At 72.2% G+C, this 23,710-nt stretch carries 22 protein-coding genes and 4 pseudogenes; 14 read left to right on the top strand and 12 right to left on the bottom strand.

Annotation, left to right across the window (positions count from 1 at the left end; translation table 11 throughout):
- The first annotated feature begins 110 nt into the window (after window positions 1–110).
- Window positions 111–980: a GntR family transcriptional regulator gene (locus AB0L95_RS01870; protein WP_365156468.1), complete on the top strand. Its 870-nt coding sequence runs from the start codon at window positions 111–113 to the stop codon at window positions 978–980.
- Window positions 981–1,084: 104 nt separating this feature from the next.
- Window positions 1,085–1,303 carry a hypothetical protein gene (locus tag AB0L95_RS01865; protein WP_365155317.1) on the top strand — a complete coding sequence of 73 codons (219 nt, stop codon included), beginning with the start codon at window positions 1,085–1,087 and terminating at the stop codon, window positions 1,301–1,303.
- Between the two features lie 11 nt (window positions 1,304–1,314).
- Here AB0L95_RS01865 and AB0L95_RS01860 read toward each other — a convergent pair whose 3' ends face one another.
- The 3 genes from AB0L95_RS01860 to AB0L95_RS01850 all read right to left on the bottom strand — a co-directional run bounded on the left by AB0L95_RS01860 (window position 1,315) and on the right by AB0L95_RS01850 (window position 4,621).
- Complete coding sequence (locus AB0L95_RS01860; RefSeq protein WP_365155314.1) at window positions 1,315–1,821, bottom strand: DUF2231 domain-containing protein; 507 nt, start codon at window positions 1,819–1,821, stop codon at window positions 1,315–1,317.
- A gap of 192 nt (window positions 1,822–2,013) precedes the next feature.
- Entirely contained in the window at window positions 2,014–2,802 is a 789-nt protein-coding gene (locus AB0L95_RS01855; RefSeq protein WP_365155311.1) for a hypothetical protein, read from the bottom strand.
- Between the two features lie 151 nt (window positions 2,803–2,953).
- Window positions 2,954–4,621 (bottom strand): PucR family transcriptional regulator ligand-binding domain-containing protein, encoded by a 1,668-nt coding sequence (locus AB0L95_RS01850; RefSeq protein ID WP_365155309.1) that lies wholly within the window; start codon window positions 4,619–4,621, stop codon window positions 2,954–2,956.
- Between the two features lie 439 nt (window positions 4,622–5,060).
- On the opposite strand from AB0L95_RS01850, the gene AB0L95_RS01845 reads away from it, so the two are divergent.
- The 5 genes from AB0L95_RS01845 (at window position 5,061) to AB0L95_RS01825 (ending at window position 11,731) form a co-directional block, all read left to right on the top strand.
- The gene (locus AB0L95_RS01845) at window positions 5,061–5,951 is read left to right on the top strand and encodes a xanthine dehydrogenase family protein subunit M (protein WP_365155306.1); all 891 of its coding nucleotides are present in this window, start codon (window positions 5,061–5,063) and stop codon (window positions 5,949–5,951) included.
- Window positions 5,951–6,523, top strand: coding sequence for a (2Fe-2S)-binding protein (locus AB0L95_RS01840; protein WP_365155303.1), 573 nt, complete (start codon window positions 5,951–5,953; stop codon window positions 6,521–6,523). The genes AB0L95_RS01845 and AB0L95_RS01840 overlap by 1 nt, the downstream gene beginning before the upstream one ends.
- Window positions 6,524–6,525: 2 nt before the next feature.
- Window positions 6,526–8,901: a molybdopterin cofactor-binding domain-containing protein gene (locus tag AB0L95_RS01835; protein WP_365155300.1), complete on the top strand. Its 2,376-nt coding sequence runs from the start codon at window positions 6,526–6,528 to the stop codon at window positions 8,899–8,901.
- Between the two features lie 176 nt (window positions 8,902–9,077).
- Window positions 9,078–10,535, top strand: a complete 1,458-nt coding sequence (locus AB0L95_RS01830) for an NCS2 family permease (protein WP_365155296.1) — start codon at window positions 9,078–9,080, stop codon at window positions 10,533–10,535.
- A 44-nt stretch (window positions 10,536–10,579) separates the two neighbouring features.
- The gene (locus tag AB0L95_RS01825) at window positions 10,580–11,731 is read left to right on the top strand and encodes an XdhC/CoxI family protein (protein WP_365155293.1); all 1,152 of its coding nucleotides are present in this window, start codon (window positions 10,580–10,582) and stop codon (window positions 11,729–11,731) included.
- A gap of 28 nt (window positions 11,732–11,759) precedes the next feature.
- Here AB0L95_RS01825 and AB0L95_RS01820 read toward each other — a convergent pair whose 3' ends face one another.
- Window positions 11,760–11,993 (bottom strand): hypothetical protein, encoded by a 234-nt coding sequence (locus tag AB0L95_RS01820; protein WP_365155290.1) that lies wholly within the window; start codon window positions 11,991–11,993, stop codon window positions 11,760–11,762.
- Between the two features lie 31 nt (window positions 11,994–12,024).
- Window positions 12,025–12,492, bottom strand: coding sequence for an SRPBCC family protein (locus AB0L95_RS01815; protein ID WP_365155287.1), 468 nt, complete (start codon window positions 12,490–12,492; stop codon window positions 12,025–12,027).
- A gap of 139 nt (window positions 12,493–12,631) precedes the next feature.
- Here AB0L95_RS01815 and AB0L95_RS01810 point away from each other — a divergent pair.
- Window positions 12,632–13,333: pseudogene (locus tag AB0L95_RS01810) on the top strand (cytochrome P450).
- A 16-nt stretch (window positions 13,334–13,349) separates the two neighbouring features.
- Here AB0L95_RS01810 and AB0L95_RS01805 read toward each other — a convergent pair.
- From AB0L95_RS01805 to AB0L95_RS01790, 4 genes and pseudogenes are all read right to left on the bottom strand, one after another.
- On the bottom strand, window positions 13,350–14,060 hold the full coding sequence (locus AB0L95_RS01805) for a polysaccharide deacetylase family protein (RefSeq protein WP_365155285.1): 711 nt from the start codon (window positions 14,058–14,060) through the stop codon (window positions 13,350–13,352).
- 76 nt (window positions 14,061–14,136) lie between these two features.
- Window positions 14,137–15,060: pseudogene (locus AB0L95_RS01800) on the bottom strand (MFS transporter); the annotation flags it as partial.
- Window positions 15,061–15,065: 5 nt separating this feature from the next.
- A pseudogene (locus AB0L95_RS01795) lies at window positions 15,066–15,347 on the bottom strand (MerR family transcriptional regulator); the annotation flags it as partial.
- 192 nt (window positions 15,348–15,539) lie between these two features.
- Window positions 15,540–16,163, bottom strand: coding sequence for a hypothetical protein (locus AB0L95_RS01790; RefSeq protein ID WP_365155282.1), 624 nt, complete (start codon window positions 16,161–16,163; stop codon window positions 15,540–15,542).
- A 97-nt stretch (window positions 16,164–16,260) separates the two neighbouring features.
- On the opposite strand from AB0L95_RS01790, the pseudogene AB0L95_RS01785 reads away from it, so the two are divergent.
- The 4 genes and pseudogenes from AB0L95_RS01785 to AB0L95_RS01770 all read left to right on the top strand — a co-directional run.
- Window positions 16,261–16,359 (top strand): annotated as a pseudogene (locus AB0L95_RS01785) (carbohydrate ABC transporter permease); the annotation flags it as partial.
- A gap of 241 nt (window positions 16,360–16,600) precedes the next feature.
- Entirely contained in the window at window positions 16,601–17,296 is a 696-nt protein-coding gene (locus AB0L95_RS01780) for a hypothetical protein (RefSeq protein WP_365155279.1), read from the top strand.
- A 219-nt stretch (window positions 17,297–17,515) separates the two neighbouring features.
- Window positions 17,516–18,145: a sigma-70 family RNA polymerase sigma factor gene (locus AB0L95_RS01775; protein WP_365155276.1), complete on the top strand. Its 630-nt coding sequence runs from the start codon at window positions 17,516–17,518 to the stop codon at window positions 18,143–18,145.
- Between the two features lie 138 nt (window positions 18,146–18,283).
- On the top strand, window positions 18,284–19,060 hold the full coding sequence (locus AB0L95_RS01770; protein WP_365155273.1) for an SDR family oxidoreductase: 777 nt from the start codon (window positions 18,284–18,286) through the stop codon (window positions 19,058–19,060).
- 277 nt (window positions 19,061–19,337) lie between these two features.
- On the opposite strand, the gene AB0L95_RS01765 is transcribed toward AB0L95_RS01770, so the two are convergent.
- Entirely contained in the window at window positions 19,338–19,742 is a 405-nt protein-coding gene (locus AB0L95_RS01765) for a hypothetical protein (protein WP_365155270.1), read from the bottom strand.
- 104 nt (window positions 19,743–19,846) lie between these two features.
- Between AB0L95_RS01765 and AB0L95_RS01760 the strand changes: the two genes are divergently transcribed.
- Complete coding sequence (locus tag AB0L95_RS01760; RefSeq protein WP_365155267.1) at window positions 19,847–20,092, top strand: hypothetical protein; 246 nt, start codon at window positions 19,847–19,849, stop codon at window positions 20,090–20,092.
- Window positions 20,093–20,125: 33 nt separating this feature from the next.
- Here AB0L95_RS01760 and AB0L95_RS01755 read toward each other — a convergent pair whose 3' ends face one another.
- On the bottom strand, window positions 20,126–20,881 hold the full coding sequence (locus AB0L95_RS01755) for an Atu4866 domain-containing protein (RefSeq protein ID WP_365155264.1): 756 nt from the start codon (window positions 20,879–20,881) through the stop codon (window positions 20,126–20,128).
- A gap of 270 nt (window positions 20,882–21,151) precedes the next feature.
- Between AB0L95_RS01755 and AB0L95_RS01750 the strand changes: the two genes are divergently transcribed.
- The gene (locus AB0L95_RS01750) at window positions 21,152–21,463 is read left to right on the top strand and encodes an Atu4866 domain-containing protein (RefSeq protein ID WP_365155261.1); all 312 of its coding nucleotides are present in this window, start codon (window positions 21,152–21,154) and stop codon (window positions 21,461–21,463) included.
- A 564-nt stretch (window positions 21,464–22,027) separates the two neighbouring features.
- On the opposite strand, the gene AB0L95_RS01745 is transcribed toward AB0L95_RS01750, so the two are convergent.
- Window positions 22,028–23,512, bottom strand: coding sequence for an MFS transporter (locus AB0L95_RS01745; protein WP_365155258.1), 1,485 nt, complete (start codon window positions 23,510–23,512; stop codon window positions 22,028–22,030).
- Window positions 23,513–23,710 lie beyond the last annotated feature (198 nt).

The following is a 23,710-nucleotide window of genomic DNA, read 5'->3' as shown; positions in this document are numbered from 1 at the left end:
GCCCAGCACCGCCAGGACCGGAGGAGGAGCCCGTGGAGCAGGCCCGTTCGCGCCGTGCGGAGGGCTCCGCCGAGACGTGGGTCGCGGACGCGGGGGCGGAGACCGCGCAGGTGCCGCGGCCCGGATCCGGGGACGAGGTCCGTGAGCGGGGCGCCGCCGCGGGCGCCACGCGCGGCGAGCACACCCACAGCGAGCCGGCGATCCCGCGTCCGCGCCTGAAGGAGCGGCCGTACGGCGACGAAGAGCCCCACGGCGGCCGGCGGCCCGACGGCGGGCAGCTGCCGGTGCGCGGGGAGCGGCCCGGCACGGCACACGAGGGGCCCTTCGACGGGGTGCCGTCCGGAGCGGGACGTCCCGTCGTGCAGCGAGCCTCCGTCCGCCGCCAGATCCTGGACGCCCTGCGCACCGCGCTGGTCGCGGGGGAGCTGACGCCCGGCGAGGTGTACTCGGCCCCCGCGCTCGCCGAGCGGTTCGGGGTGTCCGCGACCCCCGTGCGTGAGGCGATGCAGCAGCTCGCGCTGGAGGGGGCGGTCGAGGTCGTACCCAACCGTGGCTTCCGGGTCGCCGTCCGCGGCGCCCGCGAGCTGGCCGAACTGGCCGAGATCCGAGGGCTCATCGAGGTCCCCGTGATGCTCCGGCTCGCCTGTACGGTGCCCGCCGAACGCTGGGCGGAACTGCGCCCGCTGGCCGAGGCGACCGTCCGGGCCGCGTCCTCCGGCTGCCGGGCCACCTACGCCGAGTCCGACCGCGCGTTCCATCGCGCGGTGCTCGCCCTGGCGGGCAATGAGCAGTTGGTGCGGCTCGCGGAGGATCTGCATCGGCGTGCTCAGTGGCCGCTCGTCGGTGGTCCCGGCACGCGTGGGCGGGCCGACCTGGTCGCCGACGCGGCCGAGCACACGGCCCTGCTGGACGCGCTGGCCGCGCAGGATCTGGCGGTGGTGCAGTCCTTGGTGCGGGAGCATTTCACCGGGGCGGCCTGACCGACGCCCCTGGCCTTGGGACGGTCGCCGGGGAGGGAACTGCTCCGGTGGTTCGTCGCGTACTGCCCGGTGAGGGACGAGGGTCGTCCCACGGGGGAGCGACGATGATGTCCGACGCGGAGCGGCGGCAGCGGAAACGACTCGGCGGCGGTGCCGGAGCCGGGCGGCACAGGGCCCGGGGGCGAGGCCCGAAGCGATGGGTGTCCGCCGTGGACGGCCCCGGCGGACCGCTGGCGTTCGCGGTGCTCGTCGCCGCCGCCGTGCTCCTCGCCCGGGACCCCGAATTCCGTATCGCCGTATGGACGTTCGTCAGGGGCCTGTGAGCGGACGGCCGTCAGCCGCCGTGACCGGTGGCCGTCTGGGAGAAGCTGTCGTGCCAGGCGGCCTTCGCGCCGGAGTCGCCTATGCGGTACACGTCGACGACGGCCCCGGTGGCCACCACGACGGACAGCACGGCCGCCGCGACCCGTACGAGCGCACCGCCGCGGACCGTGCCCGGGGTGCCGTCCGGCTGCGCGGCCGTCCGGCGGGTGGTCCACCAGACGACCGCCGCCAGGACGAACAGGCCGGCGGCCCACGGCAGCAGCCCGTCCCCGAGCTCGGCGTGCCGGCGCACCAGCGGGTCGCTGTCGACGTGCCGCTCCAGCCACTCGCCGGCCTGGGTGGTCAGGGGCACGGTCACCAGGGACACGAACGCCAGCATGGGCAGCAGCGGCCCCAGCCGCCGCGCGGCTCTCGGCCACACGGCGGAGAGCACGAGAGCCAGCGCGGTCAACGGGACCAGGACGACGACGAAGTGGACGAACAGCACATGCGCGGGCAAGCCGTTGACGAGACTCATCGGTGTTCCTCCGGGAGGCGGCCGAGGGGGGTGGCGGCACGGCCCGAGTCCGTGTCCGCCGATCGGCGCGCCAGCCTGGCACAGCAGCCTCTCAGCTTCTTCTGAGAGAAAAACCGGAGAAACCGGACCAACCTGCCTCAGCCGGACCGGGGGAAAAGGCGGTCTGCCCGCCCGTGTCCCCGGCTCGGTCCGCTACGAGGCGGCCGGTCCCGCCGCCGGTGTCACCGACGCCAACTGTCGGGCCAGCCATGTCGGTACCCCGCCCAGGAGGCGGAACAGCCGGCCCGCCTCCGCCCGCAGCCGGGAGGCGTCCGGCTCGTCCTCCGCATCCGCGAGCGACGCCAGCGCCGGCGCCGTACCGACGAGATAGCCCAGCTCTTCACGGATCCGCAGCGATTCCGTGAAGCCGTGCCGAGCCTCCGTCATCTCGCCGTCGCGCAGGGCGAGTCCGGCGAGATGCCGCCAGGTGAAGGAGAGCAGCAGCGCGTCGCCGTGCGCGGAGGCACCCGCGTGGGCGCGCCGGTAGGCGGCGCGCGCGGCCTGCGGGGAGCGGGCGAGGTTCTCGGCGAGGAGCCCCCGCCGGAAGTCCAGCAGTGCCCGGCCCGGGGCGCCGGGCGGGATCAGGGCCGCGGCCCGGCCGAGGGCCGCCCGCGCCTCGTCCGCCCGGTCCCGTACCCCGTGCAGCGTGGCCGCGTAGGCCAGTTGTCCGCGTTCACAGGCGGCGGCGCCCCGCTCCTCGTCGCTGTGGGCCTGGGCCTCGGCCGTACGCAACGCGTCCTCGGCCTCCTCCCAGCCCTTCTCCGTGTACAGGCACCGCTCCACGAACAGCGAGGCCCGCTGGAGCGAGGCCTCCGCCGTCTCCGGTGGCAGAAGTGCCGCCGCGTCGGCCCAGCAGGCGCGTGAACGCAGCCGCCACACCGCGGTCTGGAGGGGATCGTCGCCTGCGGTCGTTCCGGTACCGGACATGGCGGTATGCGCCACGTTGCCCTCCCCGAGCACGCCATTGAGCTTTGAGTGGTGGCGGCATTCCAGCACCAATCGCGGTACCGGGCCAAGGGGGTGGGTGAAGGATTTCACAAAGTCGTGGGACACCGGGGGCGCTCGGTGCCACCGGTGCCCCAGTGCTGTGACCTCAGCTCATGCGCAGCGCGAGGAAGAAGTCGAGCTTGTCCTCCAGGCGCGAGAGGTCACGGCTCGTCAACTGCTCGATACGCCCCACCCGGTAACGCAGTGTGTTGACGTGCAGGTGCAGCCGGGTCGCGCAGCGGGTCCAGGAGCCGTCGCACTCGAGGAACGCCTCCAGGGTCGGGATCAGCTCGGCGCGGTGCCGGCGGTCGTAGTCGCGCAGGGGCTCCAGCAGGCGGGCCGTGAAGGCGCGGCGTACGTCGTCGGGGACGAACGGCAGCAGCAGGACGTGCGAGGCGAGTTCGTGGTGGCCGGCCGCGCAGACCCGGCCCGTGCGGGCGGCGGCGACCCGGCGGGCGTGCCGCGCCTCCTCCAGGGCGCCCCGCAGCCCCTCGGCCGAGTGCACGGCGGCGCTGACACCCAGCGTGAGCCGCCCGTCGTCGTCGAGACCCGCGGACAGCGGGTCGCGTACGGCCGCCAGCAGGGCGTCGGCGAGGACGCCCGGCTCGGACCCCTCGGGCTCCGCGGAGACCGCCGGGAGCGGGACGAGCGCGATGGCCTCGTCGCCGGTGTGCGCGACCGCGATCCGGTCGGACTGCTCGGGGCCGGTCGACCGGGGGTCGACCAGGATCTCCTCCAGCAGCGACTGGGCGACCGGACCGCCCTCGATCTCGCCGCCGTCCCACTCGACCTGGGCCACGACCACCTGCCAGAGCGGGGCCGCGCCCAGCCCGGGCAGCAGCACGGGCGCGGCGACCCGAAGCCGGGCCGCGATCTCGGCGGGCGCGGCCCCCGTCTGAAGGAGCTCCAGGACCTCCTGGGCAAGCCGCCGCCGCACGGTGCGGGCCGCGTCCCGCCGGTCCCGTTCCACCGCGATCAGCTGGGTGACGCCCTGGAGCAGATCGAGCCGCTCGGCGGGCCAGTCCCCGGCGTCCGCCTCGACGGCGAGCACCCAGTCCGACAGGACCGTCTCCCGCACGTCCCGGGCGGCGCCTCCGGGGCGGCCGGTGCTGCCGTGGATCGGGAACAGCGAGTACGCCGTCGTACCGACCGTCGCCCGGTGCGGTTCCCGGCGGCCGGCGCGCGCCGCCGCGAGGTGCTCGGCGGCCAGCGCGGCGCACACCTCCACGGGGAGCTCCGGCGCCGGGCCGGCGATCGGCCGGCCGGTGGGGGAGAGCACCCAGGCGCGCAGGTCCAGGTCGGAGCCGAGCAGGTCCAGGACGACATCGGGGCCACCGCCCGCCGGACCCGAGGTCATCATCCTGCGGTGGCGGTCCACCACGGCCGCCAGGTCCCCCGCCCGCTCGCCGGAGACCTGGCGCACCACATGCTCGGTGATCGTGGCGAACGCCACGGACTCGTGCACGGCGAACAGCGGCAGCCGGTGCCGGGCACAGGCCACCAGCAGATCGTCCGGGATGTCGCCGAGCTCCGCCTCGCCCACGGCGAGCGCCGAGACGCCCGCGCTCGCGAGAATCCGGACGAAGGGCTCGAAGTCCTCGGTGTCGTGCCGCCACGCCAGGCCCGTGAGGACCAGCTCACCGCCGGACAGATAGCGGCTCGGGTCCTTGAGGTCCGTCGTCATCACACCGCGCACGGTGCGGTCCAGCTCGTCCTCGCCGCCGAGCAGCCGCAGCCCCAGCGCGTCGGTGTTCAGCAGTGCGCGCAGGCGCATGTCTCGTCGCCGCCGTTCTTGTCCAGAAATCCACGTTCGGTCAGGTGAGGGCCCGGCGGGCGGGTCCTCGGGCTCCGTGAGGAGGTTCCCCTCCAGCCCGGAGTGCGTGCCCACGGCTTCCGGAGGATGTGCTCGGCCTCCGAGGGCAGCCCCAGGGCATTGCCCGGGACTTTCGGAAGCTGGGCTCGCGATCTCCTCCGGCAGGCGTCGTGTTTCCAGAGGAAAGCGGAGAGGTTACTGATGGCCTCCGTTCATATGAATCTACAAGATGATCGCCCTGGCCAGCCAACTCCTTCATGGTTTCGGTGACTGACCGTGGCCATGGACCCGGCGGTGTACTGAGTTCAGACCGCGTGAAACAGGACATGAACGAGCCGGGCCCGCCGCTCCCGATCTGGCTCGAAATCCACGCCTCAAGAGACGATGAAGAGAGCCGTTCATGGACTTCCTTCGCCCCGCGACCTGGGACGAGGCGCTCGCCGCCAAGGCGGAGCACCCCACCGCCGTGCCCATAGCAGGGGGCACCGATGTGATGGTCGAGATCAACTTCGATCACCGGCGGCCCGCGCATCTGATGGACCTGAACCGCATCGGCGAACTGTACGAGTGGGAGACCGGCGACGACGCCGTACGGCTCGGCGCGTCGGTCCCGTACGCGAGGATCATGGAGCATCTGCGGACCGAGCTGCCGGGCCTGGCTCTCGCGTCCCACACCGTCGCCTCGCCCCAGATCCGCAACCGCGGCGGCGTCGGCGGCAACCTTGGCACCGCCTCCCCGGCCGGCGACGCCCACCCCGCCCTGCTCGCGGCCGGCGCCGAGGTCGAGGTCGCGTCGGTGCGCGGCTCCCGGATGATCCCGATCGACGACTTCTACACCGGCGTGAAGCGCAACGCGCTCGCCCCGGACGAGCTGATCAGGGCCGTCCATGTGAAGAGGGCCGACGGACCCCAGCAGTACGCGAAGGTCGGCACCCGCAACGCGATGGTGATCGCCGTGTGCGCGTTCGGTCTCGCCCTGCACCCCGGGACCCGCACCGTCCGCACCGGCATCGGCTCGGCCGCACCGACCCCCGTCCGCGCCCGGGTGGCGGAGGAGTTCCTGAACGCCGCACTCGAGGAGGGCTGCCTCTGGGACAACGGCGAGATCGTCCCCCCGTCCGTCGTCCGGCAGTTCGCGCAGCTGTGCTCGGCCGCCTGCAACCCGATCGACGACGTCCGGGGCACCGCGGACTACCGCCGTCACGCGGTCGGCGTCCTGGCCCGCCGCACCCTGATGTGGACCTGGGAGTCGTACCGCGGCACCGCCCGCACCGCGAAGGGAGCTGCGTGATGCGTGTCAACTTCACCGTCAACGGACGCCCGCAGGAGGCCGACGACGTGTGGGAGGGCGAGAGCCTGCTGTACGTGCTGCGCGAGCGGCTCGGCCTGCCGGGCTCCAAGAACGCCTGCGAGCAGGGCGAGTGCGGCTCCTGCACGGTCCGTCTGGACGGCGTGCCGGTCTGTTCCTGCCTGGTGGCGGCGGGGCAGGTCGAGGGCCGGGAGGTCGTGACGGTCGAGGGCCTGGCGGAGTACGCGGAGGAACGCTCCCGCTCCACCGGCGCCCGCGGCACCTCCCTCGACGAGGCCAGGCGCTGGGAGGCCAAGAGCAGCGACTCCGTGGCCGGCGAGCACGCCCGGTTGTCCCCGATCCAGCAGGCCTTCATCGACGCGGGCGCCGTCCAGTGCGGCTTCTGCACCCCCGGGCTGCTGGTCGCGGCCGACGAGATGCTGGAGCACAACCCCAACCCCACCGACGCGGACATCCGCGAGGCACTCTCCGGCAACCTGTGCCGCTGCACCGGCTACGAGAAGATCATGGACGCGGTCCGCCTGGCGGCCGCACGGCAGTCCGAGGGGGTCTGACGATGCCCAACGGCGCTCCCACCAAGATCACTCAGCACACCCAGGGCGGCATCGGCGAGTCCACTCTCCGCCCGGACGGCACCCTCAAGGTCACCGGCGAGTTCGCGTACTCGTCCGACATGTGGCATGAGGACATGCTCTGGGGCCAGATCCTGCGCTCCACGGTCGCGCACGCCGAGATCGTCTCCATCGACACCAGTGAGGCCCTCGCCACGCCCGGCGTGTACGCGGTGATGACGTACGACGACCTGCCGACCGAGGTGCGGCACTACGGCCTGGAGATCCAGGACACCCCGGTCCTCGCCCACGGCAAGGTGCGCCACCACGGCGAGCCCGTCGCCGTCGTCGCGGCCGACCACCCGGAGACCGCGCGCCGTGCCGCCGCCAAGATCAGGGTCGAGTACCGCGAACTGCCCCTCGTCACCGACGAGGCCTCCGCGACCGCCCCGGACGCGATCCTGGTCCACGAGAACCGTACGGATCACCATTCGGGCCACGTCCCGCACCCGAACATCGTCCACCGCCAGCCGATCGTCCGCGGCGACGCGGAGCGGGCGCGTCGGCGGGCCGATGTGATCGTCGAGGGCGAGTACCACTTCGGCATGCAGGACCAGGCGTTCCTCGGTCCCGAGTCCGGTCTCGCGGTGCCCGCGGAGGACGGCGGTGTCGACCTCTACATCGCCACCCAGTGGCTGCACGCCGACCTCCGCCAGATCGCGCCCGTGCTGGGCCTGCCCGAGGACAAGGTCCGGATGACCCTGGCGGGCGTCGGCGGCGCCTTCGGGGGCCGCGAGGACCTGTCGATGCAGATCCACGCCTGTCTGCTCGCGCTGCGCACCGGGAAACCGGTCAAGATCGTCTACAACCGGTTCGAGTCCTTCTTCGGTCACGTCCACCGTCACCCGGCGAAGCTGTACTACGAGCACGGGGCCACGAAGGACGGCAGGCTGACCCACGTCCGATGCCGGATCGTCCTCGACGGCGGCGCGTACGCCTCCTCCTCCCCGGCCGTCGTCGGCAACGCCGCCTCGCTCGGCGTGGGCCCGTACGTGGTGGACGACGTCGACGTCGAGGCCCTCGCCCTCTACACCAACAACCCGCCCTGCGGCGCCATGCGCGGCTTCGGCGCGGTCCAGGCGTGCTTCGCCTACGAGGCCCAGATGGACAAGGTGGCGAAGAAGCTCGGCATGGACCCGGTGGAGTTCCGGCGGCTGAACGCGATGTCGCAGGGCGCGGTCCTGCCGACCGGGCAGGTCGTCGACTCCCCGGCGCCGGTCGCCGAGCTGTTGCGCCGGGTCAAGGCGATGCCCATGCCGCCGGAGCGCCAGTGGGAGAGCTCCGAGGGCGCGGACATCCGGCAACTGCCGGGCGGACTGTCCAACACCACGCACGGCGAGGGCGTCGTCCGCGGCGTCGGCTACGCCGTCGGCATCAAGAACGTCGGCTTCTCCGAGGGCTTCGACGACTACTCCACTGCCAAGGTCCGTATGGAGGTCGTCGCGGGCGAGCCCGTCGCCACCGTGCACACGGCCATGGCCGAGGTCGGCCAGGGCGGCGTCACCGTCCACGCCCAGATCGCCCGCACCGAGCTGGGCGTCAACCGGGTGACGATCCACCCCGCGGACACCCAGGTCGGATCGGCGGGTTCGACCTCCGCGTCCCGGCAGACCTACATGACCGGCGGCGCCGTACGAAACGCCTGTGCGCAGGTGCGCGAACGGGTACTGGAGCTCGGGCGCCGCCGGTTCGGCTCGTACCACCCCGCCTGGGCCACCGCCGAACTGCTGCTGGAGGGCGGCAAGGTCGTCACCGACGACGGCGAGGTGCTCGCCGATCTGGTGGACGTCCTCGGCGACGAGGCCGTCGAGATCGAACGCGAGTGGCGGCACCGGCCGACCGAGCCCTTCGACCTGCGCACCGGCCAGGGCAACGGACACGTCCAGTACTCCTTCGCCGCGCACCGCGCCGTGGTGGAGGTGGACACCGAACTGGGCCTGGTCAAGGTCATCGAACTGGCCTGCGCCCAGGACGTCGGCAAAGCGCTCAACCCGCTGTCCGTCGTCGGCCAGATCCAGGGCGGTACGACCCAGGGCCTCGGCATCGCGGTCATGGAGGAGATCGTCGTCGACCCCAGGACCGCGAAGGTGCGCAACCCCTCCTTCACGGACTATCTGATCCCCACCATCCTCGACACCCCGACCATCCCCGTCGACGTGCTCGAACTCGCCGACGACCACGCCCCGTACGGGCTGCGCGGCGTCGGCGAGGCACCCACCCTGTCGTCCACCCCGGCGGTCCTCGCGGCGATCCGCGACGCGACGGGGCTGGAGCTGAACCGGACCCCTGTGCGGCCCGAACATCTGACCGGCACCGCATAGGCCCGCTCGTGCCGCCGCCGGGCAGCATCCGTGCCCCCTGGGCCACCCCGGCGCCGGCGCACCCGCAGCACCACCGTTCGTCTCGGGCCGTCCCCCGGGTCGTGCACCCTTCCCAAATCCCGTTGACCGCCGAAGACGGCCCGCGGGTGCCCCTGTGAACCTTGGGAGACGGCACCATGACCCAGCAGTCCCTAGAGCCGAGGACCACCGCCGAGGACGCGGGCGCGGGAACCCGCGTCCCGGCCGGCCGGTCCTGGCTCGACCGGTACTTCCACATATCCCGGCGCGAATCCACCGTCGCACGCGAGGTGCGCGGCGGCGTCACCACCTTCATGGCGATGGCGTACATCCTGCTGCTCAACCCCCTGATCCTGTCCGGCCGGGACGTGGCGGGGGACACCCTCGGCCGACAGGCCCTGATCACCGCGACCGCGTTCGCGGCGGCCCTGACCACGCTGCTGATGGGGCTCGTCGGGAGGGCGCCGCTCGCCCTCGCCGCCGGACTCTCCGTCTCCGGTGTGCTGTCCTCCCAGGTCGCCCCGCAGATGACCTGGCCGCAGGCCATGGGCATGTGCGTGCTGTACGGCGCGGTCATCATGCTGCTCGTCGTCACCGGCCTCCGCGAGACGATCATGAACGCGATCCCGTTGGCGCTCAAGCACGGCATCACCATGGGCATCGGACTGTTCATCGCCCTCATCGGCCTGTACAAGTCCGGATTCGTCCACCAGGGCAAGGCCACCCCGCTCAGCCTGGGTCCGGCGGGGCAGCTCGCCGGCTGGCCCGTCCTCCTCTTCGCCGGCACCCTGCTGCTGATCTTCATGCTCCAGGCCCGCGAGATCCCCGGCGCCATCCTGATCGGCATCGGCGGCGGCACGGTCGTCGCCGCGCTCCTCGACGCAACCGGCGTCGTCAAGGACGGCGCCTGGGCGGGCGGGCCTCCCGAGCTGCACGGCGGCGCGGTCTCGATGCCCGACTTCTCGCTCTTCGGGCATGTGGCGTTCGGCGGCTGGGACAAGGTCGGCACGATGACCGTCGGCCTGATCGTCTTCACGCTCGTCCTCGCCGGCTTCTTCGACGCGATGGCCACCGTCATTGGCGTGGGCACGGAGGCCGGTCTCGCCGACGACAAGGGCCGGATGCCGGGGCTGTCCCGGGCCCTGTTCATCGACGGCGCGGGCGGTGCGATCGGCGGCGTGGCGGGCGGCTCCGGGCAGACCGTCTTCATCGAGTCCGCCACCGGTGTCGGCGAGGGCGCCCGCACGGGTCTCGCCTCGGTCGTCACCGGGCTCTTCTTCGCGGCCTGTCTGTTCCTCACCCCGCTGACGGCGATCGTCCCGCAGGAGGTGGCCTCGGCCGCACTGGTCGTCATCGGTGCGATGATGTTGATGAACGCCCGGCACGTGGACTGGAGCGATCGCGCCACCGCGATCCCGGTCTTCCTGACCGTGGTCCTCATGCCGTTCACGTACACCATCACCACCGGCGTCGCCGCGGGCGTCGTCGCGTACACCGCGATCAAGACCGCCCAGGGCAAGGCCCGCGAGGTCGGTGCCTCCATGTGGGGGCTGACCGTGGTCTTCCTGGTCTACTTCGCCCTCCATCCGATCGAGAACTGGCTGGGCGTCCACTAGCGGCCCCCTCCGTCGTCCCCCCATACCGCCAAGGAGACCGAGAGATGCTGGACATCGCCGACGAGCTGCACCGGTGGGCCGCGCAGGGACGCGACTTCGCCGTCGCCACCGTGGTGGCGGTCGGCGGCAGCGCGCCCCGCCAGCCCGGCGCCGCCCTCGCGGTGGATGCCGAGGGCACGGCGATCGGCTCGGTCTCCGGCGGCTGTGTGGAAGCCGCCGTCTACGAGCTGTGCCGGCAGGCCCTCCAGGACGGCGAGAGCGTCACGGAGCGCTTCGGGTACAGCGACGAGGACGCCTTCGCCGTGGGGCTCACCTGCGGCGGTGTCCTCGACATCCTCGTCACCCCGGTCCGGGCGGCCGATCCCGCGCGGCCGGCGGTGGCCTCCGCGCTGGCCGCCGCGGCCGCCGGCTCCGCCGCGGCGCTCGCGCGCATCGTGGCGGGCCCGGCCGAGCTGCTGGGCCGGGCGCTGCTGGTACGCCCGGACGGCGGGTACGAGGGCGGCTTCGGCGCCCACCCGGAGCTGGACCGGACGATGGCGGCCGAGGCGGGCGCCTTCCTGGAGGCGGGCCGCACCGGCACCCTGGAAGTCGGAGAGCAGGGCTCACGCTGCGGAGCACCGCTCACGGTCCTGGTCGAGTCGTCCGTCCCGGCGCCCCGCATGATCGTGTTCGGGGCGATCGACTTCGCCTCCGCGCTGGTCCGCATGGGCAAGTACCTCGGCTACCACGTCACGGTCTGCGACGCGCGCCCGGTCTTCGCCACCCGCGCCCGCTTCCCGGACGCCGACGAGATCGTCGTGGAGTGGCCGCACCAGTATCTGGGCCGCACCCGGGTCGACGCGCGCACCGTCCTGTGCGTCCTGACCCACGACGCCAAGTTCGACGTACCCCTGCTGAAGCTGGCACTGCGTCTGCCGGTGGCGTACGTCGGCGCGATGGGCTCCCGCCGCACCCACCTGGACCGCGCCGAGCGCCTGCGCGCGGTCGGCGTCACCGAGCTGGAACTGGCCCGGCTGAGGTCCCCCATCGGCCTCGACCTCGGCGCCCGTACCCCCGAGGAGACGGCCCTGTCCATCGCCGCGGAGATCGTGGCGGCCCGCCGCGGCGGCACCGGCGTCTCCCTCACCGGCGCCCACACCCCGATCCACCACGACACCGCCCGGGGCACGGTGCGGGGGATCGGCTCGGTGGCCTGACCGTCCGCAGGCACGCCTGGTGTCGGCCTCAGTCGGGCTTGCGGGCCAGGAGGTACCCCTGCGGGGTGTTCTCCCGCTCGTCCGCCGCGCGTACCAGCCGGGCGACCTCCTCGAAGCCGGTGTCCGTCAGCAACGCGGAGACCTGCTCGGGCCGGACGCGGTAGACGTCGAGGGAGAGGTCGTGCCCGTAGGCATGGTCCAGGTGCACACACTCGTCACCGACCTTGAACGCCGTGAGGAGATGGCCGCCGGGTGCGAGCACACGGTGGAACTCCCGGAAGTACGCCGGAAGTTCATGAGGGTGGACTGTAGGGGCCGCCACTGACATCGGCGGCCGGATCCAGCCGCAGCAGTCCGTCCACCGCTCGCCCGAACATCCGCCGGGCCAGCCCTCCGAGCGGCGGGTCGAAGAGCCCCGGCAGCCCGCGTACGGCCAGTTCCTCCCGCCACAGCACGCGCGAGCGCTCCTCGTAGTACGGCCGGATCTCGATCTCCGCCCAGCCGGTCACCAGCGTGCCCCGTTTCTCCAGGCGGCAGAGTGCCGGAGGCCGCCAGACGGTCACCTCCATCGTGTCGTCGAAGGCGAACGGGCCGACGCCGGAGCGGGCCACGAACACCGTTCCCACGGCCGTCGGCGGCGGCGTGAGCACGGTCACCCGGGTCAGCGGCACCACCTCCGCATGGCGCGGCCAGTCCGTGAGCCGCCGCCAGGCCTGGTCGGCGGGGAGCGGAACAAGGCGTTCGAGGCAGAAGAGGACCACCGGGGGATCGTACGAGGCGGGCACCGGGCACCGGCGGCCTGACGCGCTCCCCCTGGCCGGTTCCGCCGTGGCCCCCTACCGCGTCCGCGCGCCCGTACGTCACGATGAGCGCGACCCGCACCCCGGCCGGAGGCCGCCCGTGGATCGCGAACAGCACGACGAACTGGACGGGTGGCAGCGCGATCCCCACCCGCACTACGCGCGCGCCCGACAGACCGAGGGCCTCACCCGCGTCGCCGAGCTGGACTGCCGGCTGGTCGCCCGGGACGCCGACGTACGCGAGGCGCTGCGACGGCCCGAGGACTTCTCGTCGGCGGGCGCGCTGCGGCCCGACGTCCTGCCCTCGCCCGCCGCGCTCGGCCGCGGCTTCGGCGGGCGCCCTGATCGGCACCACCGTGCTGCATCTCCTGCGCCACCCGGACCAGTGGCGGCTGCTGTGCGCGGAGCCCGAGCGCATTCCGGCGGCCGTCGAGGAGGCCGCCCGCTACGACAGCCCGCTGCAGGGCTTCCGGCGGGCCACGACCCGGCCGGTCACCCTGGCCGGCACCGAACTCCCCGCCGGGGCGGTCGTCTTCGTCGCCTTCGGGGGTGCAGGCCGCGACGGCGCCCGGCATCCGTGCCCCGACGCGTTCGACACCACCCGCGCTCCCGTCCGCCATCTCGCCTTCGGCCTGGGCGTGCACGGCTGCCCCGGCGCCTCGCTCGCCCGCGAGCAACTCTGCAGAAGTCTCACCGAGTTGACCCGCCGGTTGCCGGGACGCGGCTCGCCGACGACCGCCCCGTCACCATGCGCCCGACCCTGATCCACCGCTCGCCGCGGCAACTGCACCTGGCCTGGTGAGCCCGGCGGGCCGACGTCAGGGGCGGTACACCGTGCCCGGCTGGGCCTTCCCCGGGGCCAGCAACTGGGGCACGGTGACGAACACATACCCCCGTTCCTTGAGCGCGTCGATGATCCCGGGCACCGCGGGCACGGTGCCCGGATACAGATCGTGCAGCAGGATGATCCCGTCCCGGGACGCCTGCTCCAGCACGCGCTTGCGGATCAGGTCCGAGTCGCCGGTCGCGTAGTCCTTGGCGGTGACGCTCCACAGCACCTCGGAGAGCCCCATCTCACGGCAGATCCGGTGCACGGTGTCGTTCGTACGGCCCTGGGGCGGACGCATCAGGGTGGGCTTGCGCCCGGTGAGCTGCTGTATCGCGTCGTCCGGCTTCTGCAACTCCTCGCGTATCTGCTGCGGCGATATCTGGGTGAGGATCTTGTGGTCCCAGGTGTGGCTGGCGACCTCGTGTCCCTCGGCGGCCATCCGCTTGACCAGTTCCGGGTACTTCTCGATGTGCCGCTTGCCCAGCAGGAAGAAGGTCGCGGGCACCTTCTTCTCCTTGAGGATGTCGAGCAGCCGCGCCGAGTTCTCGCTGGGCCCCGCGTCGAAGGTCAGCGCGATGCACTTGGCCTGGCGGCAGTCCACGGTCCCGAACCGGGCCGGAGCGCCGGCGGCGGCGTGGGTACGGACGGTCGCCGGCGCGGTGGTGTGCAGGGTGGTGCACCCCGAGAGCGCGAAGGTCATGGTGGCGAGAAGGGCCGCGGTCGCAGGCAACCCGACTGCACGTCTGTTCGTCTTCCCCGTTGAAAGCATGCGGTGACTATACATGTCGGCTATACACGGCATGTATAGCGAGGGTGCCGCTCCGGCCCCCGCACGGCCACCGCCGTGGCCGCCCGCCCGGATGTTGCGCAGGGGCGGGGGATCGCAGCAGGGCGGCGGCGAGGAGGAGAGAGACGGCGACGAGGCACGCGCCGATACGGAAGGCGAGCTGGTAGCCGCCCGTGAGCGCCGAGGCGGTGCTTGCCCCGTCACCCAGCAGGGCATCCGTGCGCGCATTGGCGAGCGTGCTGAGGACCGGGAGGCCGAAGGCGGCGCCGATCTGCTGCATGGTGTTGAACATGCCGGAGGCGATCCCCGAGTCCTGGGGTGTGGCCGCTGACATCGCGAGCGTGGCCAGCGCCGGCATCGCGAGTCCGAAGCCGATGCCGAGCGGCAGCAGCGCGGGCAGGACATCCACGGCGAAGCTGCCGCCCTCGGGTACGCGGCCGAGCGCGGCGAGACCTGCCGCGATCAGTGAGAGTCCCGGGAGGACTACGGCACGGGGACCGAAGCGTGCGATCAGCTTGGGCGCGAGGCCGAGGGACAGGGCGCCGATCGCGACCGAGACCGGGAAGATGCCGAGGCCGGTGTGTATCTCGTCGAAGCCGAGCACCTTCTGCAGGTAGAGCACGCACAGGAACTGGAAGCTGAACATCCCGGCCAGCATGAGAGCCTGGAGGCCCATCGCTCCCGAGACGTTGCGCGGGCGGAACACACGCAGCGGCAGCAGCGGGTGGGGAGCCTTCGCCTGTCGGGCGACGAATGCCAGGAACAGGACGAGCGCCACGCCGCCGAAGCTCAGCGTGTGTGCGGAAGCCCAGCCGTAGTCGGTGGTCTCGACGATCGTGTAGACACCGAGCATCAGTGCGGAGGTGACCAGGAGCGCGCCCGCCACGTCGGTCCCCTTGCCGAGGCCGACGCCCTGCAATTTCCGAGCGCGTCCCAGATCTGCGCGGCGATCCGTGGCTCGGTACGCCGTGTCGCGGTGTAAGCGCCGCCGATCGCGTCGTACAGCCGTGCACCGAGCACCTCCAGTTGCTCCTCCGGTGTCACCTTCAGTCCCTTCGCTCGTGACGCGAGTTCCTTGTCGATGGCCGCCACCATGGCGTCAGCGCGATCACGCCGCTCCAGTAGCAGGCCGCGCAGCCGGCGCAAGTGCGCCACCGCGTCGGTGGACGGGTCGCCGACGAGTTCCGCGACCTCCCGCAGCCTGAAGCAGGGGTACCCCCAGAGCACGCACACTGACGTCGCAGGGGCCGCCCTCCGGGCGGACGACGGGAGTTTGACGACAGGACCTAGCGGGATGAAAGACAAGGGAACGAAGGAGAAAGCCGGGAAGAGCGCCACGGCCCAGCTCGAGCAGCTGGGTCTGGGCGAGTTGTACGAACAGGCAACCCTACGTCACTCCGTGCGTGTCCGACCGTTCTTGAGCGCCTCGTAATAGTTGCTGCAGGGGAGTTCCAGCTTGAACACCAGGCCGTACCGCTTCCGGATGGCGGCGACCGTGGCGGCCTTCGGGTCACGGACCAAGCGGGACACCGGCGGATCGTCCACGAGGCCGGCGTAGGGCTCCTCGACCAGTCGGCGCGAGGCGCCGCCGCATGTCGTGTCCCAGGTCAGCGTCTGCCCGGGGACGGCCAGCCGGGTCGGTTCCGTGGCCTGCGCGCCCTGAGGGTTCGGCCCGTGCCCCCGGTAGTAGGCGACGAGCTGCTTTCCGTGATCGTCGTGCGTGAACGGGGATGGGACTTCCGGATCCGGACGGCCCGGAAGGGCGTGGTCGCCCACGGTCAGGATCCGGTCGAGGGCGTCGCCCACGTGTCTGGGGTCGGCGCCGTAGTAGGCGGTGATGTTCATCGAGCAGACGACCTTGTAGTCGTCGGTCTTCTGCTGGAAGAACCAGCCCGGTCCCGATCCCGGCACGCACACGTCGTGCATGACGACCAGGCCGAGCGACAGGGCCGTGCGGGGGGTGTACGCCCGCGCCACGTCCCGAAGCCGTTGCTCCGCCCGCTCCCGGGCCCGCACCGCCTGGCCGCTCTCCCCGACGCGCCCCCGATCTTCGGGTGGAACGACTGAGCCGACAGGCCGTTCTGGTTGATGAGCGGCCAGTCCTTTGACGCCCGGCTGCCTGCCACCCGAACCGGATGAGGCGGCGCGGATCGACGGCTGCGGACCGTTCCGCAGCTTCCTGCTGGTGATCCTGCCGCTGACCCGGCCCGCCCCCGGCGCACTGCTGCTCGTCGCCGACCTGGCCCTGGCCGGCCCGGGACTGTTGGGTGCGCCCGTCGTCGGACTACGGGCCTGCGGGCGCCCGGAGTCGCGCACCGGCTGGCCGGCGGCACTGCGCGCGGCCGCGCGGACCGTCTCGTGCTCTGGACCACACACCGGGGGCTGAGGCGGGACCCTGCGGGTTTCCGTACCCGTACGGGATGACGGAAGCCCGGATGCGAGGATGAGGCGCCATGACAGCAGGGCGGTGTTCTCGCACGCTACGGGCCGCGGTGTTCGCGGTCGCCTGTGTGCTGCTCGCCGCCCTGGGCCACGTCCTGATGTCCGGCCGCGATGTCCCCGCGTGGGCGCTCGGCACGGGCGTGGCGGTGACCGGTGCCGCGGGCTGGTGCCTGGCGGGACGCGAACGCGGGCTGCCGCTGATCGTGACGGTCGTGGTCGCTGCCCAGACGGCCCTCCACTCGGCGTTCACGTTCGCTCAGCCGATGTCCGGGGGTCAGGTCGACACGGGCATGAACGGCATGCCCGGCATGGGCTCGACAGACATTGGCTCGACAGACATGGGCTCTATGGACATGGGCGCGGGCATGGCGCCGATGCGTATGGGCTCCATGGACATGAGCCGTACGGACGCCTTGGGGCACCCCATGGGCGGCTCCTGGTCGTCCGGCATGGTCGCCGCCCATCTGCTGGCCGCGCTGTTGTGCGGACTGTGGCTGGCGTACGGGGAGAAGGCCGCGTTCCGCATCCTGCGGGCCATGGCGGGCCGGCTGGCGGCGCCGCTGCGGCTGCTGTTCACCCTGCCCCGTACCCCGGACCGCCCCGGCCCGCGGGTCCGTCGCCGTCGCTCGGAGCGCGCGCCGCGTCTCCTCCTTCTCGTCCACGCGATCATCTCCCGGGGTCCGCCTGCGGGGACCGCTGTCGTCTGACGACAGCCGGCACCCCGAGGCCGCTCCCGCGCGCCTCGGGCCTCGGCCTGACGCCGACGCAGGGCGCCGTAGCCGCGAGGCCGGTTCGTAGCCTCGTGCACACGTCCGAAGGGCGGTGCGCCGACGCGTCGTAGGGCCGTCTCCCCCTCACCGGACCATCCGCCCGCGCGCCTGCGCGCACCCGGAGCGGATCCGGATGACCGAGAAGGACACCAGGTGATGACCCCTGCCCTGCCCGCCTCGCGTTGCCGCCGCGACACCACGGCCTCGATCGACGAGTCGATCACCGCTTGGGCGCTCGCCGCCCGCGCCGGCGACACCGACGCGGTCGAGCGCTTCGTCCGTGCCCTGCACCGCGACGTCCAGCGCTATGTCGCCCATCTCTGCGCCGACCCGCAGGCCGTCGACGACCTGGCGCAGGACACGTTCCTGCGTGCGCTCGGCAGTCTGCACCGCTTCGAGGGCCGCTCCTCGGCGCGTACCTGGCTGCTGGCCATCGCCCGCCGCGCGGTGATCGACAGCTACCGGTACGCCGCCGCCCGGCCGCGCCTGTCCGACGTACCGGACTGGCAGACGGCCGTCGAACTGACCCAGCCGCAGGACCTGCCCGGCTTCGACGACGGCGTCGCGCTGCTGGACCTCCTGGCGTCGCTGCCGGACGAGCGGCGGAAGGCGTTCGTCCTCACCCAACTGGTCGGGCTGCCCTACGCGGAGGCGGCCGAGATCAGCGACTGCCCGGTCGGCACGCTCCGCTCCCGCGTGGCCCGCGCCCGGACGACCTTGATCCGGCTCCTGGACGCGGAGGCCGACAAGCACGAGGAGGCCGAGCCCGCCACCCGGGCGGGCTGACGCCGGGGCGCGGCAGATCCGGGTGCCACTCCTGCGACCGCGCGCGCCGGGAGCGGGAGTGGTGTGCTGGATACATGACCGGCGATGCCGGTGCCGGAGACAGCGTCCCTCTCGTTCTCCTCTGGAAGGGTGCACACCATGTCCACGCAGACCCCTGCCAAGCCTTTGTCGGGCCGTGTCGCGGTCGTCACCGGAGCGTCCAGCGGCATCGGCGAGGCCACATCCGAGCACCTCGCCGCCCTGGGCGCGAAGGTCGTCGTCCTGGCACGGCGTGCCGACCGGCTGGACGACCTGGTCGGAAGGATCGAGAAGAACGGCGGCAGCGCCCTGGCGATCGCCGTGGACGTGACCGACGCGGCGGCCGTGCAGGGGGCGGCCGACCGGGTGGCAGCGGAACTGGGCGGTGCCGACCTGCTGTTCAACAACGCGGGCGTCATGCTTCCCGCCCCGATCGAGGAGCTGGCCGCCGACCAGTGGCAGCGCCAGATCGATCTGAACGTCACCGGTCTGATGCACGTGATCGGCGCGTTCACGCCTCAGCTCGTCAAGACGGCCGGGGAACGCGGTGTCGCGGACCTGATCAACACCTCGTCCATCGCGGCGCAGAACATCTTCCCCAACTTCGCCGTCTACTCCGGCACCAAGGCCTACGTCACCCATCTGTCCCGGCACCTTCGTGTCGAGCTGGGCCCGAAGAACGTACGTGTGTCGGCGATCGAGCCCGGCATCGTCGGTACGGAACTTCAGGACCATGTGACGGACGTGGGTGCGCTGGAGTGGCTCGCGGGGTCCAAGGAGTCGATGGAGTGGCTCAAGCCCGAGGACATCGCGCAGACCATCGGTTTCCTGGCCGCCCTGCCGCCGCGCGCGAACCTCCAGCAGGTCACGATCATGCCCACCGCACAGCCCAGTTGATCGGCGGATCCGCGTGGACGGGCGCACGGCGCGGGTCCGCGCCGCTGGCTCGTGGCGCGCGGACAACCCGAGGCTCCCGCGGGGCGGTGGGCGGCGTCACGGTCGTGGCAGGCGTGCCAGGCCCTCTGGTCGAAACCGGAGAGCGCGTCATCTCGGTCGCTACGGCCGACATGGCCGCCACTGTGGTCGACATCGGCAACTGCTCGGGCTACCCGCTGCCCGAACCCGTCAAGGTCGCGTTGTTCCTCGGCGTGTCAGGACCAGGCTCCACCGGAGCTCACATGCTCGCGTCCACCGCTCCGGCCCGGGCCTGCTTCGGACGGGTGGCCATGGCCCTCAGCGTCTCGAAGGCGGCCGCCGTCGGGCTGGCCGGTTCGGCTTGATAGACCACCAACTGCTGGTGCGGGGCCCCGTTCACCGTGAAAGCCGAGAACTTGATGTGCAGATCTCCGACCTGGGGGTGTCTGAGATGCTTGCCTTCCTGGGACTTGCTCTTGACGTCGTGCAGTTGCCAGATCGCGGCGAACTCCGCGCTCTGGGCGGACAGTTCCGCCACGACCTCGGCGATGCGGGCGGAATCCGGGTCGTGGCCGTAGGCGGCCCTGATCTCCGCGACGCAGGAGTGCGCGGCTCGTTCCCATTCCTGGTAGAACTCGCGCCCTGCCGGGTCGACGAACACCATACGGGCGAGGTTGTCGAACTTGTCGAAACCGCTGTGGAGGGCCGTGGCCAGGGAGTGAGGATCGTGCCGGCGGCGTCGACGACCACGGCGTCGCCCGCGTCGAGGTGGGGGCCGACGGCGGTGATCGTGTCGCCCTCGACGAGGAGGTCGCCGCCGTCGATGACACCGAGGCCTGGGTCCATGGTGACGACGGTCGCGCCGGTGAACAGGATGCGCCGCCGGTCGGCGGGCCGCCGCCGGAGATCTTCGAGTATGGCGGCGCTGGTGGTGTCGTTGAGGTTCATGAGGGGTCTTCTTTCGGTACGGCGGAGAAGGCGGGGGAGGAGAGGCTGCACGCGGGTGAGGACTGAGGGGCCGGGACGGCTGGTGGGCCGGGGCGAAGGTCAGCCGAGCTTCATGACGTAGCCCGCGTGGTGCAGTTCGTCGCCCTGGAACTCGCCGTAGGTCCAGAAGCCGAGGTCGTCCAGGTAGTCGATGCGGTCGCCGTCGATCCAGTAGCGGCCCTGGTAGGCGTGCGGGCGCCCGCCCCGGGTCTCGTCGTAGCGGCCGTCGGCGGTGAGCTCTTGGTGCAGGAAGTCGTTCCGGTCGATCCAGACGCCGAGGCGCGGGCTGCCGGTCAGGTCCGTGGCGGCCGGGAAGCCCGTCTCGGGCGCGGTGGCCCGGCCGGGGACGTCGGTGCCGTCCCACAGGACCGGGCTGCCGGCCGCGACGAGTGCGCGGACCTGCTCCGGCCGGGTCAGGAGGGTGGCCACCGCGCTCGGCGCGTCGTCGGCGAGTTCGTCGGGCACCACCAGGAAGTCGGAGGTGTTGCCCGGGGTCAGCGTCGCGACGCACTCCGGGCGGCGGCTGCGGCCGCGGGCCAGCGCGATGGCGTCCATGACGGCGGGGACGATGGTCGTGACGGTGCCGTCGACGACGATGGCGTTGTCGTCCCCGGCCGCGGTGACGATGCCAGGGCCGACCCCCGCGATCAGCGAGCCGACGAACAGGATGTCGGCGCCGACCATGGCCCCGATCAACGGGTCCATCGTCAGGATCCGGGCATTCGTGAACAGGACGGGACGCCCCTCGTCGTTCGAGAGGATCTCGTCGAGGGCCTCGGGGTTCCAGCTCACGGTGCCGGTGTCGGTGATGGTCATTGCGTGCTCCTCGGTGGAGTCGCCTCATCGGTGTGTCCGCTGCGGGAGTGAGCGTCGACGCGAGTCCGAGGCGAGTCTCCGGCGGCCACCACGGCCGCCTGACCATCAGGTTCGTCGCGCGGTGGGGCCGGAACCAGGCCGCTCTGTCCCTAGGTGTCGGGCACCCACGATCCGGCCGGCTCGCGATGGTGGGTGCCCGGCACCCAGGAAGCCCTCACCTGGGGAGACGGCGGCCTGGTTGCCACCGGTCGCCGGGCCGATCGTAGAAGCATGACCAGCAACGACACGCCCCGCGACCCGCACCCGTACGTCGGGATGTGGGTGACCGCTGACGGATTCATCCGCCAGGAACTGCTGCCGAACGGCCGCTACGACGAGGCTCGTGGCAACCGCCCGAGTGCCTACACGGGCAGCTACACCGTCACCGGCAACCACCTCGACTACGTCGATGACACCGGCTTCACCGCCACCGGTGACGTCCGCGACGGCGTTCTCCACCACGAGCACCTGGTGCTGTACCGCGAGGGCGACGAGGGCGCCGGGCGGGAAATCCGACCGCAACCAAGGTCCACGGGTGAGTAACCGCCTCCACCACCTCGCACGGGGCCGCACCTGTGGCTTCTGAGTTCCTCTGCTCTGGCGACAGCACGGTGAGTGGTGCGGGATTGCGGCTGGTCCAACGGCACATGGCTTGGCTGCGGCGAGACCGAGAAAAGTCAGGTAGTTGCGGGGATCGCGCTCGTAGCGGGGACGAACTCACCATGCTCGTCGGCCTGGTGGCCGCAGGACGACTGCACCCGTAGATCGGCCTCCAGGACGACTGCACCCGGACCGGCGAAGTGGTCTGCGCCCTACGCGACCGCCAGGTCCGCGGCAACGCCGTCCTGGTCACCGACGCCTGACAGCCGTGACGGTGCCGCGCGAGGGGAACTCCATGCTGGCAGGGGCCGTGTCCGTCCCGGTCCGTTCGACGCCCCGGAGCCGACCTGGCCGGGCCGCGCACGCCGGGAGGTCCGGCCGGGTGATCCAGCGCGAGAGCGGAGTGCGCCGGCCGGGCCGATCCTCCGGCCCGGCCGGTGCCAGCACCGGAGTGCCGGCGCCACGGCAGTGCGACCGCCGCACACCGGATGCCGCTCAGCTGCGTCATCAGCCCCGATCGGGCCCGGCGGCAGCCGAAACGCGCCGCAGGGACAACGTGCCCAGGCAGGCGAGCGCGAACACCACCGTCTCGTAGAGCAGCGTGTGGAAGAACGACGTCGCAGCGCTGCGCCGTTCGGCCCCGCCGGTGACGGCCGGCTGGGAGGCGAAGAACACCATCGCGCCGACGGTCAGGCCCAGCGAGCCGGCCACCTGCTGGACGGTGGTCAGCATGCCGGAGGCCGAACCCGCGGCCGCGGCGGGCACCTGGGCCAGCAGCATGCTGAACGCCGAAGCGGTGAAGACTCCGAACGCGGCCCCGCCCACCAGCATCGGCGGTGCCAGTTCCCAGGGTGTGGCCCGCACCCCCACCCCGTGCACGATCAGGGCCAGGGCAAGCATCGAGACCGACACAGCGGCGGTGCAGTACACCAGGATGGTGCTCCCGTAGCGGCGGGCCAGCCGACCCGCGACGCGTGAGCCGACGGCGGTGGTCACCGCGAAGGGAAGCTGGGTGACTCCCGCGACCAGAGCGGAGTGTCCGAAACCGGCCTGGAGGTAGACCGAGAGCAGGAAGAAGAACGGCGGCACACCGGCGAAGAACGCCAGGACCACGAGCAGGCCGAGGCGGACCGTGCGGTTGCCGAGCAGGCGCAAGTGCAGCAGCGGGTCACGGCCCCGGCGTTCACGGTTGACCTGGGTCCAGCAGAACAGGGCCAGCACGACGACAGCAGCCGCCAGCGAGACCCAGGACCATGCCGGCCAGCCCTGCTGCCGGCCGACCGCCAGCGGAAACATCAGCAGGGCGAGCCCCGCGACGATCAGCGCGACACCGGCCGGGTCGAGTCGCTCACGCGTCTGCCGGGTGCTCGGCGGGATCGCGCGGACAGCGCACAGGGCGGCCACACCCACCGGGAGGTTGATGGCGAAGACGAGCCTCCAGTCCAAGCCGAACAGGTGTAGTGCGATCAGCAGCCCGCCGAGGACCGGCCCCACCACGGTGGCTGATCCGATGGCCGTACCGTAGCTGCCGAAGATCTTGCCCCGGCTGCTCGGCGGGAACTCCACCTGGATGACGGACAGCACCTGCGGGGCCATCAGTCCGCTGCCGAGCCCCTGGACGACCCGGGCGCCGATCAGGAACGCGCTGTCCGGCGCGAGGACACAGGCAAGTGAGGCGACGGTGAACACTGCCATTCCGGTGGCGAACAGACGCCGGTAGCCGTAGCGGTCGCCGAGCCTGCCCGCGGTGATGAGCAGGCAGGCGTACGCCAGCGTGTAGCCGGCGGCCACCAGTTCCACGGTACCGGTGCCGGCGTGCAGGTCACGCTGGATCGAGGGCACCGCGACGTTGACGATGGAGACGTCGAGGAACTGCATGAAGGTCGCGCACAACAGCACGGTGAGTGTGAGCCGCGGCCGGGCGAGCACGGGCCTCGGTTCGGGCGGACGCTGACTGAGACCGCTCTCCTCTTCGACGACGGTCGACTCCATGGCGCTTTCCTTCTATTTCTGCCGCGCAGCGGCGCTGGCGCCGGCGGGGTGACCGGCGCGGGCAAGGACATGTCGGCGCGGACCGGCCCGGTCACGCGCCACGGCGGGGGGGGGGGGGGGGGGCGTGGGGGTCGCGCCGGGGGCCCCCCGCGGCCACAGGGCGGACCCCGCGGGGGGGGGCGGGGTACCCCCGCCGCC

It is taken from the genome of Streptomyces sp. NPDC052036 (assembly GCF_040680495.1).
Lineage (GTDB): Bacteria > Actinomycetota > Actinomycetes > Streptomycetales > Streptomycetaceae > Streptomyces.
This window is presented reverse-complemented; position numbering and strand designations above follow the sequence as displayed.